Origin of the sequence: Pseudomonas sp. s4 (assembly GCF_046764235.1) — a bacterium.
Classification (GTDB): Bacteria; Pseudomonadota; Gammaproteobacteria; order Pseudomonadales; family Pseudomonadaceae; genus Aquipseudomonas; species Aquipseudomonas asiatica.
Genome location: NZ_CP177209.1, coordinates 565,001 through 577,611 on the forward strand (window position 1 = coordinate 565,001; position 12,611 = coordinate 577,611).

Here is a 12,611-nt window from a genome sequence, read left to right on the forward strand (position 1 = left end):
GATAACAGGCTGATACCGCCCAAGAGTTCATATCGACGGCGGTGTTTGGCACCTCGATGTCGGCTCATCACATCCTGGGGCTGAAGCCGGTCCCAAGGGTATGGCTGTTCGCCATTTAAAGTGGTACGCGAGCTGGGTTTAGAACGTCGTGAGACAGTTCGGTCCCTATCTGCCGTGGACGTTTGAGATTTGAGAGGGGCTGCTCCTAGTACGAGAGGACCGGAGTGGACGAACCTCTGGTGTTCCGGTTGTCACGCCAGTGGCATTGCCGGGTAGCTATGTTCGGAAGAGATAACCGCTGAAAGCATCTAAGCGGGAAACTTGCCTCAAGATGAGATCTCACTGGGATCTTGAATCCCCTGAAGGGCCGTCGAAGACTACGACGTTGATAGGTTGGGTGTGTAAGCGCTGTGAGGCGTTGAGCTAACCAATACTAATTGCCCGTGAGGCTTGACCATATAACACCCAAGCAATTTGCTAACGCAGATTGCGGTGGTGAAGACGAAACAACCGAAAGTTCGCAACATCACAAATATCGCATATCCGAATTCGCTGGGCTGTCCATCTGGACATTCTGGCAACAGAATTTCTTGACGACCATAGAGCATTGGAACCACCTGATCCCATCCCGAACTCAGCAGTGAAACGATGCATCGCCGATGGTAGTGTGGGGTTTCCCCATGTGAGAGTAGGTCATCGTCAAGATTCATTTCGCAAAACCCCTATCTGCACATGCAGGTAGGGGTTTTGTCTTTGTGGCGCAAAAATTCCCGGGCATACAGCGGGTTCACCTGCGAACACCAGCAAGGCCGGTGCCATCCACCGCGTCGCCTGCTTTGCGGCGAAAGCCCATAAGTGCGGCGGGGTCTTCAGGGTATGCTGCAGGATCCCCATCGCCCTGCCGGCGGGCCCTTTTCCTATGCAAGCCAACGGCCCATAGCTATCATGCCTGCCTTATTCCAAGTCGAGACTGGCATGCTGAAGTTGTTGAATCTCCTCAAGGATGGTCGGTTCCATTCCGGAGAAGCTCTGGGGTCGGCCCTCGGGGTAAGTCGCAGCGCCGTTTGGAAGCAGCTGCAGCACCTGGAGAGCGAACTGAACCTCACCATTCACAAGGTTCGTGGGCGCGGCTATCAGCTGGCGGCGCCACTGGCTTTGCTCGATGCACAGGCGATCTCCGAGTTTGCCGAAGGCGAGCGTTGGCCCGTGTTCATCCACGAAACCATCGACTCGACCAATGCCGAAGGCTTGCGGCTCGCCGGGGAAGGGCAGATCGCTCCATTCCTGGTCCTGGCCGAGCGCCAGAGCGCCGGCCGTGGTCGGCGCGGTCGGCAGTGGGTCAGCCCGTTTGCCGAAAACCTCTATTACAGCCTGGTTCTCCGCGTGGATGGTGGCATGCGCCAGCTCGAGGGCTTGAGCCTGGTGGTTGGATTGGCGGTAATGCGTACCCTGCAGGCTTTTGGTGTAAGGGATGTGGGGCTCAAATGGCCCAACGATGTCCTCGTTCGCGGGCAAAAGATCACCGGTATCCTCCTGGAGTTAGTGGGCGACCCGGCAGATGTTTGTCATGTGGTGCTGGGTATTGGCATCAATGTGAACATGCAAACCAACGATCAGGTCGACCAGATGTGGACCTCGATGCGTCGCGAAATAGGTGCGGCAATAGACCGTAACCGGCTGGTAGCGTTGCTCAGTCAGCAGTTGCAGCACGAATTGGCACGGCATCGTCGCTATGGGTTTGCCGCATTCCAGGAAGAATGGGAACAGGCGCACCTCTGGCAGGGGCGCAGTGTTTCTCTGGTTGCCGGTAGCACGCGTATTGATGGCGTGGTTCTTGGCGTCGACGGGCAGGGCGGCTTGCGCCTTGAGGTGGACGGGGTGGAGAAGAGCTTCAGTGGTGGTGAGCTCAGTTTGAGGTTGCGTGATGATTCTTGAGCTCGATTGCGGTAACAGCTTCATCAAATGGCGAGTAATCCATGTCGCTGATGCAGTGATTGAAAGCGGCGGTATCGTCGACTCCGATCAGGCGCTGGTGGCCGAAGTGGCTGCACTGGCTTCGGTGCGTCTCAGCGGTTGCCGCATTGTCAGTGTGCGCAGTGAGGACGAAACCGATGCGCTTTGCGCGCTGATTGCCCAGGCGTTTGCCGTGCAGGCACGGGTGGCGCACCCGGCCCGGGAAATGGCGGGTGTGCGCAATGGCTATGACGATTACCAGCGCCTGGGCATGGACCGTTGGTTGGCGGCGCTAGGAGCCTTTCACTTGGCCAGGGGCGCCTGCCTGGTCATTGATCTGGGGACCGCTGCAAAAGCGGATTTCGTGGCGGCGAATGGCGAGCATCTGGGTGGCTACATCTGCCCGGGGATGCCATTGATGCGTAGCCAGTTGCGTACGCACACCCGGCGTATCCGTTATGACGATGCTTCCGCCGAGCGGGCATTGGCCAGTCTGGCGCCGGGACGCTCGACGGTCGAGGCGGTCGAGCGCGGTTGCGTGTTGATGCTTCAGGGTTTTGCGCGTACCCAGCTCGAACAGGCGCGTGCATTGTGGGGGGAGGATTTCACGGTGTTCCTCACAGGTGGCGATGCGCCGCTGGTAAAGGAGGCCGTCCCCCAGGCGCGTGTCGTGCCTGACCTGGTTTTTGTAGGCCTGGCCATGGCCTGCCCATTGGATTGAGGTGCCTATGCGTTGGTTGTTTCTGCTGTTACTGGTGCTTAACGTCTTCTATTACGTGTGGCACCAGCAGGAAGCCCCGCTGAAGGTCAAGGAAGTCGCGCCCTTGTCGCTGTACAAGGGCAATCAGCAAGAAATCCGCCTGTTGCGCGAAACAGGGGTGTCGGCACCGCCCAAGCGGCGGGACGAGTGCCTGGTGGTCGGTGGTGTGATGGGGCAGGGGCAGCTCGATGCGCTGCGTCAGCGTTTGATGAGCTTGGATATTGCCACGCTGCCGGTGGTGGGGCAGCTGCCAGGGGCGGACGGTCGTTGGCTCAAGGTTGCCCCGGAAAGCGAGCGTTTGCTGGACCAAACCGTCCTTGCGACTCTTTCCAACGATTTCAAAGACTTAAAACACAAAATTATTTTCTGCCAGGGTATTGCAACTGGCGAATAGCTTGATAGAATGGCGCCCGCTTCACAGGGAAGACCACTCAGGTGGCAGAACTGGAAGCAGTGTCAAAGCAGCTAAGTTTCAGATTTGATTGAAAAAATTTGAAAAAAACGCTTGACACTAGGGCGGCAGACAAATAGAATGCCGGCCACATCTGGAGGGATTCCCGAGCGGTCAAAGGGGACGGACTGTAAATCCGTTGCGAGAGCTTCGAAGGTTCGAATCCTTCTCCCTCCACCAGTTTTAGCGAGAGCCGCAAGCTCCGCGGGTATAGTTTAGTGGTAGAACCTCAGCCTTCCAAGCTGATGATGCGGGTTCGATTCCCGCTACCCGCTCCAAGTTTGCTGGATTTTGCACAAAGTGTTTCGCTCTTGTAGCTCAGTTGGTAGAGCACACCCTTGGTAAGGGTGAGGTCAGCGGTTCAAGTCCGCTCAAGAGCTCCATATAAACAAGGCAGATATGAAAATATCTGCCTTTGTTTTATCAGCGCAAGACTATTTCTTCTGCGGAGGATTGTATCGATGGCTAAGGAAAAGTTTGATCGTTCCCTTCCCCACGTTAACGTCGGCACTATCGGCCACGTTGACCACGGTAAGACCACTCTGACCGCAGCTCTGACTCGCGTCTGCTCCGAAGTTTTCGGTTCGGCAGTCGTTGAGTTCGACAAGATCGACTCGGCTCCGGAAGAAAAAGCGCGCGGTATCACCATCAACACCGCTCACGTCGAGTACAACTCGAACATTCGTCACTACGCTCACGTTGACTGCCCAGGTCACGCTGACTACGTGAAGAACATGATCACCGGTGCTGCCCAGATGGACGGCGCGATCCTGGTTTGCTCGGCCGCCGATGGTCCGATGCCACAAACCCGTGAGCACATCCTGCTGTCCCGTCAGGTAGGCGTTCCTTACATCGTGGTCTTCCTGAACAAGGCTGACCTGGTAGACGACGCCGAGCTGCTGGAACTGGTCGAGATGGAAGTTCGCGACCTGCTGTCCACCTACGACTTCCCAGGCGACGATACCCCGATCATCATCGGTTCGGCTCGTATGGCCCTGGAAGGCAAAGACGACAACGAAATGGGTACTACCGCTGTCAAGAAGCTGGTAGAAACTCTGGATGCCTACATCCCTGAGCCAGTTCGTGCCGTTGACCAGCCGTTCCTGATGCCGATCGAAGACGTATTCTCGATCTCGGGTCGTGGTACCGTTGTTACCGGTCGTATCGAGCGTGGTATCGTCCGCGTTCAGGATCCGCTGGAAATCGTTGGTCTGCGTGACACCACCACCACCACCTGCACCGGTGTTGAGATGTTCCGCAAGCTGCTGGACGAAGGTCGTGCTGGCGAGAACTGCGGCGTTCTGCTGCGTGGTACCAAGCGTGACGACGTTGAGCGTGGCCAGGTTCTGGTCAAGCCAGGTTCGGTCAAGCCGCACACCAAGTTCACCGCAGAAGTCTACGTTCTGTCGAAGGAAGAAGGCGGTCGTCACACTCCGTTCTTCAAAGGCTACCGTCCTCAGTTCTACTTCCGTACCACTGACGTGACCGGTAACTGCGAACTGCCGGAAGGCGTTGAAATGGTAATGCCAGGTGACAACATTCAGATGACTGTCACCCTGATCAAGACCATCGCAATGGAAGACGGTCTGCGCTTCGCTATCCGTGAAGGCGGTCGTACCGTCGGCGCCGGCGTCGTAGCAAAAATTATTGAATAAGTAGTTGATTTACTTGATCAGGCCGGTATAATGGCCGGCCTGATACAGCGTTACAGGTCAGTAGCTCAATTGGCAGAGCGACGGTCTCCAAAACCGTAGGTTGGGGGTTCGATTCCCTCCTGACCTGCCATTTCACCTCGGTGTGATGGCTTTCTTCTCACAGGATCCTCCTCGATGACTCCCAAAACTGAAGCCCAAGAATCGCGTTTTGATCTGTTCAAGTGGCTGGCTGTAGTGGCTTTGGTGGTTGTCGGTGTAGTGGGTAACCAGTATTACTCCGCCTCCCCGATCCTGTATCGCGTCCTTGCACTTCTCGTCCTGGCTGCTGTCGCGGGCTTTGTAGCTCTGCAGACTGCGAAGGGCAAGTCGTTCTTTGCGCTGGCGAAGGAAGCTCGTGCCGAGATTCGTAAAGTCGTGTGGCCGACCCGCCAGGAAACCACCCAGACCACGCTGATTGTCGTGGCTGTCGTGCTGGTTATGGCACTGCTGCTGTGGGGTCTTGATTCCCTGCTCGGCTGGGCGGTCTCCTTGATCGTTGGCTAAAGGTGTCCCGTGGCTAAGCGTTGGTATGTTGTGCATGCTTACTCGGGTTACGAGAAGCATGTAATGCGCTCCCTGATCGAGCGCGTCAAGCTGGCTGGCATGGAAGACGGTTTCGGCGAGATCTTGGTCCCGACCGAAGAAGTCGTCGAAATGCGCAATGGCCAGAAGCGCAAGAGTGAGCGTAAATTCTTCCCTGGCTATGTACTGGTCCAGATGGAGATGAACGAAGGGACTTGGCACTTGGTCAAGGACACCCCTCGTGTGATGGGCTTTATTGGCGGCACCGCAGACAAGCCTGCGCCGATCACCGATAAAGAAGCAGAGGCTATCCTGCGTCGCGTTGCCGACGGTAGCGACAAGCCGAAGCCGAAGACGCTGTTCGAGCCGGGTGAAGTGGTTCGAGTCATTGACGGTCCGTTCGCTGACTTCAATGGTAGTGTCGAAGAGGTTAACTACGAAAAGAGTCGCCTGCAGGTAGCGGTGCTCATTTTCGGTCGCTCTACTCCGGTGGAGCTCGAGTTCAGCCAGGTCGAAAAGGTCTAGGCGGACGAAGCATCCCATACCCCGCAGCCCTGTGTGCTGCGGGGTTTTGTCGTCACTGGGATAAAACGCAAGTCATCCGGGGAGCCAACAGGCGTTCGTACCCGATTTTGGAGTAGCTCATGGCTAAGAAGATTCAGGCTTACATCAAGCTGCAAGTTAAGGCCGGCCAGGCCAACCCAAGCCCACCCGTTGGTCCAGCACTGGGTCAACACGGTGTGAACATCATGGAATTCTGCAAGGCCTTCAACGCCCGTACCCAGGGTCAAGAAGCCGGCCTGCCGACTCCTGTGATCATCACTGTCTACAGCGACCGTAGCTTCACCTTCGAGACCAAGAGCACCCCTGCCTCGGTTCTGCTGAAGAAAGCTGCTGGCCTGACCAGTGGTTCGGCTCGCCCGAACACCGTTAAAGTCGGTACCGTTACCCGTGCTCAGCTGGAAGACATCGCCAAAGCTAAACAGGCTGATCTGACTGCCGCTGACCTGGACGCTGCTGTACGCACCATCGCTGGCTCTGCCCGCAGCATGGGCCTGAACGTGGAGGGTGTGTAATGGCTAAGCTGACCAAACGCCAAAAGGCAATCGCCGAGAAAATCGAAGCAGGCAAGGCCTACAACTTCGAAGAAGCGGCCACTCTGCTGGCTTCGCTGCCGGCTGCCAAGTTCGTAGAGTCCTACGACATCGCCGTTAACCTTGGTGTTGACCCGCGTAAATCTGACCAGGTCGTACGTAGCGCTACCGTGCTGCCACACGGCACTGGCAAGACCGTTCGCGTTGCTGTCTTCACCCAGGGTCCAGCTGCTGAAGCCGCTCTGGCTGCCGGCGCTGACCGCGTAGGTATGGACGATCTGGCTGCCGAAATGAAAGGCGGCGACCTGAACTATGACGTCGTCATCGCATCGCCTGATGCCATGCGCGTTGTAGGTCAACTGGGTCAGGTTCTGGGTCCTCGCGGCCTGATGCCTAACCCGAAAGTTGGTACCGTGACCCCAGACGTAGCCGGCGCTGTCAAGAACGCCAAGGCTGGTCAGGTTCGCTACCGTACCGACAAGAACGGTATCATCCACACCTCCGTTGGCAAGGTCGGCTTCGAAGCCGGCAAGCTGAAGGAAAACGTTGAAGCCCTGATCGCTGATCTGAAGCGTATCAAGCCAGCTTCCTCGAAAGGTATCTACGTCAAGCGCGTTACCCTGAGCACCACCATGGGCCCAGGTCTGGTCATCGATCAGAGCTCGCTGAACGTGTAAGAACATGGTGGCGCGACCTGTCGCGCCACCAGCAAAAATTGGGGTCCCTGCCTGGCGGGGGCTATCCAAGACCGTAGGCGGCGCAAGCCTTAAAATACCAGCCCACGCAGATGGTGCTCCCGATTCGTTACCGAATCAGACACCAAAACGACATCCGGCTTCGGCCAGATGAAACGGTAAAAACCAGGAGTAAACCCGTGGCAATTAAACTCGAAGACAAGAAGGCCATCGTCGCTGAAGTCAACGAGGCTGCCAAAGTCGCTCTGTCCGCTGTCGTGGCTGATGCCCGTGGTGTGACTGTAGGCGCAATGACCGGACTCCGTAAAGAGGCCCGCGAAGCTGGCGTATACGTACGTGTCGTACGTAACACCCTGCTGAAGCGCGCTGTTGAAGGCACCGAATTCTCGATCCTCAACGACGCGTTCAAAGGCCCGACCCTGATTGCTTTCTCCAACGAACACCCGGGCGCTGCTGCTCGTCTGTTCAAAGAGTTCGCCAAGGGTCAGGACAAGTTCGAGATCAAGGCAGCTGCGTTCGACGGCAAGTTCCTTGCCGCTAACCAGATCGACGTGCTGGCAACCCTGCCAACCCGCGACGAGGCTATCGCACAGCTGATGAGCGTAATCCAAGGTGCAACCAGCAAGCTGGCTCGTACCCTGGCAGCTCTGCGCGACCAGAAAGAAGCTGCTGCTGCCTAAGGCACGCGCAACTCTTTCAAAATCATACGTTTAATTTGATGGCTGCGTAGGCTGTCACCCCAATACAGGATTTAAGTCATGTCTCTGACTAACGAACAAATCATCGAAGCGATCGGCCAGAAAACTGTTCTGGAAATTGTTGAACTGATCAAAGCGATGGAAGAAACCTTCGGCGTTACCGCTGCTGCCGCTGTTGCTGCTGGCCCAGCTGCTGGCGCTGCTGCCGCTGTTGAAGAGCAGACCGAGTTCAACGTCGTTCTGACCGAAGCTGGCGACAAGAAAGTAAACGTGATCAAGGCCGTTCGTGAACTGACCGGTCTGGGCCTGAAAGAAGCCAAAGAGAAAGTCGACGGCGCTCCTCAGGTTATCGCTGAAGGCGTTTCGAAAGAAGCCGCTGAAGACGCGAAGAAGAAGCTGGAAGAAGCTGGCGCTAAAGTCGAGCTGAAGTAATCTCGACCTTGCGACTCCAGTCCGAGCGTTGAGCGAAGGGCTGATGGCTGGTGGCTTATGCCACCGGCCTTTTTCCGTTATTGGTGGCCGGTCAGGCCGGCCCCGATAACAAGCTGCAAGACACCCATGTGGGTGGCGCAAACCAAGAGGTTTGCACGATTTTCTGGCTGCTCCCGCCGGGAGAAGCCAAACAAGCAGGTGACCAAGCTGGGGAACGCTGATGGCTTACTCATACACTGAGAAAAAACGTATCCGCAAGGACTTTAGCAAGTTGCCGGACGTCATGGATGTGCCTTACCTCCTGGCCATCCAGCTGGATTCGTATCGCGAATTCCTGCAAGCGGGAGCATCCAAGGATCAGTTCCGCGACGTCGGCCTGCACGCGGCCTTCAAATCGGTATTCCCGATCATCAGCTACTCCGGCAATGCTGCCCTGGAGTACGTAGGCTATCGCCTGGGCGAACCCGCCTTCGATGTGAAGGAATGTGTCCTGCGTGGCGTGACCTTCGCGGTCCCACTGCGGGTCAAGGTGCGCCTGATCATCTTCGACAAGGAATCGTCGAACAAAGCGATCAAGGACATCAAAGAGCAAGAAGTCTACATGGGTGAAATCCCCCTGATGACTGAGAACGGTACCTTCGTTATCAACGGTACCGAGCGTGTGATCGTTTCCCAGCTGCACCGTTCGCCTGGTGTGTTCTTCGACCACGATCGTGGCAAGACTCACAGCTCCGGCAAGCTGCTGTACTCCGCTCGCATCATCCCTTACCGCGGCTCCTGGCTGGACTTCGAGTTCGACCCGAAGGACTGCGTGTTCGTGCGTATCGACCGTCGCCGCAAACTGCCGGCCTCGGTGCTGCTGCGTGCCCTGGGTTACAGCACTGAAGAAGTGCTGAACACCTTCTACACCACCAACGTGTTCCACATTTCCGGCGAGAAACTCAGCCTGGAACTGGTACCGCAGCGTCTGCGTGGTGAGGTTGCAGTCATGGATATCCATGACGAAACCGGCAAAGTCATCGTCGAGCAGGGCCGCCGTATTACTGCGCGCCACATCAACCAGCTCGAGAAGGCCGGCGTCAAGCAGCTGGACGTTCCAATGGAATACGTCCTGGGCCGCACTACTGCCAAGGCTATTGTGCATCCGGCTACCGGCGAGATCCTGGCTGAATGCAACACCGAGATGACCACTGAACTGCTGATCAAGGTCGCCAAGGCTCAGGTCGTCCGTATCGAGACCCTGTACACCAACGACATCGATTGCGGTCCGTTCATCTCCGACACCCTGAAGATCGACACCACCAGCAACCAGCTGGAAGCCCTGGTCGAGATCTACCGCATGATGCGTCCTGGCGAGCCGCCAACCAAGGATGCTGCCGAGACCCTGTTCAACAACTTGTTCTTCAGCGCCGAGCGTTACGACCTGTCCGCCGTTGGCCGCATGAAGTTCAACCGTCGGATCGGTCGTACCGAGATCGAAGGTTCGGGCGTGCTGAGCAAGGAAGATATCGTCGAGGTTCTGAAGACCCTGGTCGACATCCGTAACGGCAAAGGCATCGTCGACGACATCGACCACCTGGGTAACCGTCGTGTACGTTGCGTCGGTGAGATGGCCGAGAACCAGTTCCGCGTTGGCCTGGTGCGTGTCGAGCGCGCGGTCAAGGAACGCCTGTCGATGGCGGAAAGCGAAGGCCTGATGCCGCAAGACCTGATCAACGCCAAGCCGGTTGCGGCAGCGGTGAAAGAGTTCTTCGGTTCCAGCCAGCTGTCCCAGTTCATGGACCAGAACAACCCGCTCTCCGAGATCACCCACAAGCGCCGCGTCTCCGCACTCGGCCCAGGCGGTCTGACCCGTGAGCGTGCCGGCTTCGAAGTCCGTGACGTACACCCGACCCACTACGGCCGTGTGTGCCCGATCGAGACCCCTGAAGGTCCGAACATCGGTCTGATCAACTCCCTGGCAGCCTATGCCCGCACCAACCAGTACGGCTTCCTGGAAAGCCCGTACCGCGTAGTGAAGGAAGGCGTGGTCAGTGACGACATCGTGTTCCTGTCGGCCATTGAAGAGGCGGATCACGTCATCGCCCAGGCTTCGGCCGCGATGAACGAGAAGAAGCAGCTGATCGATGAGCTGGTAGCTGTTCGTCACCTGAACGAATTCACCGTCAAGGCGCCGGAAGACGTCACCCTGATGGACGTTTCGCCGAAGCAGGTTGTTTCCGTCGCTGCGTCGCTGATTCCGTTCCTCGAGCACGACGACGCCAACCGTGCATTGATGGGTTCGAACATGCAGCGTCAGGCTGTACCGACCCTGCGCGCCGACAAGCCGCTGGTAGGTACCGGCATGGAGCGCAACGTTGCCCGTGACTCCGGTGTCTGCGTGGTTGCTCGTCGCGGTGGCGTGATCGACTCGGTCGACGCCAGCCGTATCGTTGTTCGCGTTGCCGACGACGAAGTGGAAACCGGCGAAGCAGGTGTGGATATCTACAACCTGACTAAGTACACCCGTTCGAACCAGAACACCTGCATCAACCAGCGTCCGCTGGTGAGCAAGGGTGACAAGGTTCAGCGTGGCGACATCATGGCCGACGGCCCGTCCACCGACATGGGTGAACTGGCACTGGGTCAGAACATGCGCATCGCGTTCATGGCGTGGAACGGCTTCAACTTCGAAGACTCCATCTGCCTGTCCGAGCGTGTGGTTCAGGAAGACCGCTTCACCACCATCCACATCCAGGAACTGACCTGTGTGGCGCGTGACACCAAGCTTGGCCCAGAGGAAATCACTGCGGACATCCCGAACGTGGGTGAAGCCGCACTGAACAAGCTGGACGAAGCCGGTATCGTCTACGTGGGTGCCGAAGTCGGCGCTGGCGACATCCTGGTCGGCAAGGTAACGCCAAAAGGCGAAACCCAGCTGACTCCGGAAGAAAAACTGCTGCGCGCAATCTTCGGTGAGAAGGCCAGCGACGTTAAGGACACCTCCCTGCGCGTGCCAACCGGCACCAAGGGTACCGTCATCGACGTACAGGTCTTCACCCGTGATGGCGTCGAGCGCGACAGCCGCGCTCTGGCCATCGAGAAGATGCAGCTGGACGAGATCCGCAAGGACCTCAACGAAGAGTTCCGCATCGTCGAAGGTGCAACCTTCGAGCGTCTGCGTTCTGCTCTGAACGGCCAGGTGGTCGACGGTGGCGCGGGCCTGAAGAAAGGCACCGTGATCACTGACGAAGTGCTGGATGGTCTGGAGCACGGGCAGTGGTTCAAACTGCGCATGGCCGAAGATGCACTGAACGAGCAGCTGGAAAAGGCTCAGCAGTACATCGTCGATCGTCGCCGTCTGCTGGACGACAAGTTCGAAGACAAGAAGCGCAAGTTGCAGCAGGGTGATGACCTGGCACCGGGCGTACTGAAGATCGTCAAGGTTTACCTGGCAATCCGCCGTCGCATCCAGCCGGGTGACAAGATGGCCGGTCGTCACGGTAACAAGGGTGTCGTCTCGGTAATCATGCCGGTCGAAGACATGCCGCACGACGCCAACGGTACTCCGGTCGATGTCGTACTGAACCCGCTGGGTGTACCTTCGCGTATGAACGTCGGTCAGATCCTCGAAACCCACCTGGGCCTGGCGGCCAAAGGTCTGGGCGAGAAGATCGACCGCATGATCGAAGAGCAGCGCAAGGCCGCTGAACTGCGCGTGTTCCTGACCGAGGTCTACAACGAGATCGGCGGTCGTCAGGAAAACCTGGACGAGTTCACCGACGAAGAGATCCTGGCCCTGGCCCACAACCTGAAGAAGGGCGTGCCAATGGCTACCCCGGTCTTCGACGGTGCCAAGGAGCGCGAGATCAAGGCCATGCTGAAGCTGGCCGACCTGCCAGAGAGCGGCCAGATGGTGCTGTTCGATGGCCGTACCGGCAACAAGTTCGAGCGTCCTGTGACCGTTGGTTACATGTACATGCTCAAGCTGAACCACTTGGTGGACGACAAGATGCACGCGCGTTCCACTGGTTCCTACAGCCTGGTTACCCAGCAGCCGCTGGGTGGTAAGGCGCAGTTCGGTGGTCAGCGTTTCGGGGAGATGGAAGTGTGGGCGCTGGAAGCATACGGCGCGGCATACACCCTGCAAGAAATGCTCACAGTGAAGTCGGACGACGTGAACGGCCGTACCAAGATGTACAAGAACATCGTGGATGGCGATCACCGTATGGAGCCGGGCATGCCCGAGTCCTTCAACGTGTTGATCAAAGAGATCCGTTCGCTCGGTATCGATATCGATCTGGAAACCGAATAACACGTGACGCGAAGGGGA

The 12,611-nt window shown here is 57.6% G+C and carries 12 protein-coding genes, 4 tRNA genes and 2 rRNA genes (1 of these 18 cut by a window edge); all 18 read left to right on the forward strand.

The annotated features are described in order from the left end of the window. Positions 1–458: ribosomal RNA gene (locus tag ACK56M_RS02540) — 23S ribosomal RNA — on the forward strand; it begins 2,434 nt to the left of the window's first position. Between the two features lie 131 nt (positions 459–589). Then, positions 590–705: ribosomal RNA gene (gene rrf / locus ACK56M_RS02545) — 5S ribosomal RNA — on the forward strand. A gap of 270 nt (positions 706–975) precedes the next feature. Continuing rightward, the gene (gene birA / locus ACK56M_RS02550) at positions 976–1,935 is read left to right on the forward strand and encodes a bifunctional biotin--[acetyl-CoA-carboxylase] ligase/biotin operon repressor BirA (protein ID WP_015268743.1); all 960 of its coding nucleotides are present in this window, start codon (positions 976–978) and stop codon (positions 1,933–1,935) included. Beyond that, positions 1,925–2,674 (forward strand): pantothenate kinase, encoded by a 750-nt coding sequence (locus ACK56M_RS02555; protein ID WP_015268744.1) that lies wholly within the window; start codon positions 1,925–1,927, stop codon positions 2,672–2,674. The genes birA and ACK56M_RS02555 overlap by 11 nt, the downstream gene beginning before the upstream one ends. Before the next feature lie 7 nt (positions 2,675–2,681). Continuing rightward, entirely contained in the window at positions 2,682–3,107 is a 426-nt protein-coding gene (locus ACK56M_RS02560; RefSeq protein ID WP_015268745.1) for a hypothetical protein, read from the forward strand. A gap of 153 nt (positions 3,108–3,260) precedes the next feature. Further along, positions 3,261–3,344 (forward strand) — tRNA-Tyr (locus ACK56M_RS02565). Between the two features lie 24 nt (positions 3,345–3,368). Next, a tRNA-Gly gene (locus ACK56M_RS02570) sits at positions 3,369–3,442 on the forward strand. Positions 3,443–3,471: 29 nt separating this feature from the next. Continuing rightward, positions 3,472–3,547, forward strand: a tRNA-Thr gene (locus tag ACK56M_RS02575). A 78-nt stretch (positions 3,548–3,625) separates the two neighbouring features. Then, positions 3,626–4,819, forward strand: a complete 1,194-nt coding sequence (gene tuf, locus ACK56M_RS02580; RefSeq protein ID WP_013970626.1) for an elongation factor Tu — start codon at positions 3,626–3,628, stop codon at positions 4,817–4,819. Between the two features lie 54 nt (positions 4,820–4,873). Next, positions 4,874–4,949: transfer RNA gene (locus ACK56M_RS02585), tRNA-Trp, on the forward strand. 44 nt (positions 4,950–4,993) lie between these two features. Continuing rightward, positions 4,994–5,362, forward strand: coding sequence for a preprotein translocase subunit SecE (gene secE / locus ACK56M_RS02590; RefSeq protein WP_108481584.1), 369 nt, complete (start codon positions 4,994–4,996; stop codon positions 5,360–5,362). A 9-nt stretch (positions 5,363–5,371) separates the two neighbouring features. Further along, on the forward strand, positions 5,372–5,905 hold the full coding sequence (nusG, locus tag ACK56M_RS02595; protein ID WP_003255501.1) for a transcription termination/antitermination protein NusG: 534 nt from the start codon (positions 5,372–5,374) through the stop codon (positions 5,903–5,905). Between the two features lie 119 nt (positions 5,906–6,024). After that, a complete protein-coding gene (rplK, locus tag ACK56M_RS02600; protein ID WP_003255500.1) occupies positions 6,025–6,456 on the forward strand; it encodes a 50S ribosomal protein L11 in 432 nt (143 codons plus the stop codon). Continuing rightward, the gene (gene rplA, locus ACK56M_RS02605) at positions 6,456–7,151 is read left to right on the forward strand and encodes a 50S ribosomal protein L1 (protein WP_013970629.1); all 696 of its coding nucleotides are present in this window, start codon (positions 6,456–6,458) and stop codon (positions 7,149–7,151) included. The genes rplK and rplA overlap by 1 nt, the downstream gene beginning before the upstream one ends. 197 nt (positions 7,152–7,348) lie before the next feature. Next, on the forward strand, positions 7,349–7,849 hold the full coding sequence (gene rplJ / locus ACK56M_RS02610) for a 50S ribosomal protein L10 (RefSeq protein ID WP_003257082.1): 501 nt from the start codon (positions 7,349–7,351) through the stop codon (positions 7,847–7,849). A gap of 78 nt (positions 7,850–7,927) precedes the next feature. Then, positions 7,928–8,299: a 50S ribosomal protein L7/L12 gene (rplL, locus tag ACK56M_RS02615; protein ID WP_013970630.1), complete on the forward strand. Its 372-nt coding sequence runs from the start codon at positions 7,928–7,930 to the stop codon at positions 8,297–8,299. Between the two features lie 50 nt (positions 8,300–8,349). Next, a complete protein-coding gene (locus ACK56M_RS02620) occupies positions 8,350–8,520 on the forward strand; it encodes a hypothetical protein (protein ID WP_167506580.1) in 171 nt (56 codons plus the stop codon). Next, the gene (rpoB, locus tag ACK56M_RS02625) at positions 8,520–12,593 is read left to right on the forward strand and encodes a DNA-directed RNA polymerase subunit beta (RefSeq protein WP_013970631.1); all 4,074 of its coding nucleotides are present in this window, start codon (positions 8,520–8,522) and stop codon (positions 12,591–12,593) included. The genes ACK56M_RS02620 and rpoB overlap by 1 nt, the downstream gene beginning before the upstream one ends. Positions 12,594–12,611: the final 18 nt, after the last annotated feature.

Excerpts from the sequence above, each read along its gene's own strand:
- birA (WP_015268743.1), top strand. The coding sequence starts at position 976 with ATGCTGAAGTTGTTGAATCTCCTCAAGGATGGTCGGTTCCATTCCGGA.
- ACK56M_RS02555 (WP_015268744.1), top strand. The coding sequence starts at position 1,925 with ATGATTCTTGAGCTCGATTGCGGTAACAGCTTCATCAAATGGCGAGTA.
- ACK56M_RS02560 (WP_015268745.1), top strand. The coding sequence starts at position 2,682 with ATGCGTTGGTTGTTTCTGCTGTTACTGGTGCTTAACGTCTTCTATTAC.
- tuf (WP_013970626.1), top strand. The coding sequence starts at position 3,626 with ATGGCTAAGGAAAAGTTTGATCGTTCCCTTCCCCACGTTAACGTCGGC.
- secE (WP_108481584.1), top strand. The coding sequence starts at position 4,994 with ATGACTCCCAAAACTGAAGCCCAAGAATCGCGTTTTGATCTGTTCAAG.
- rplK (WP_003255500.1), top strand. The coding sequence starts at position 6,025 with ATGGCTAAGAAGATTCAGGCTTACATCAAGCTGCAAGTTAAGGCCGGC.
- rplA (WP_013970629.1), top strand. The coding sequence starts at position 6,456 with ATGGCTAAGCTGACCAAACGCCAAAAGGCAATCGCCGAGAAAATCGAA.
- rplL (WP_013970630.1), top strand. The coding sequence starts at position 7,928 with ATGTCTCTGACTAACGAACAAATCATCGAAGCGATCGGCCAGAAAACT.
- rpoB (WP_013970631.1), top strand. The coding sequence starts at position 8,520 with ATGGCTTACTCATACACTGAGAAAAAACGTATCCGCAAGGACTTTAGC.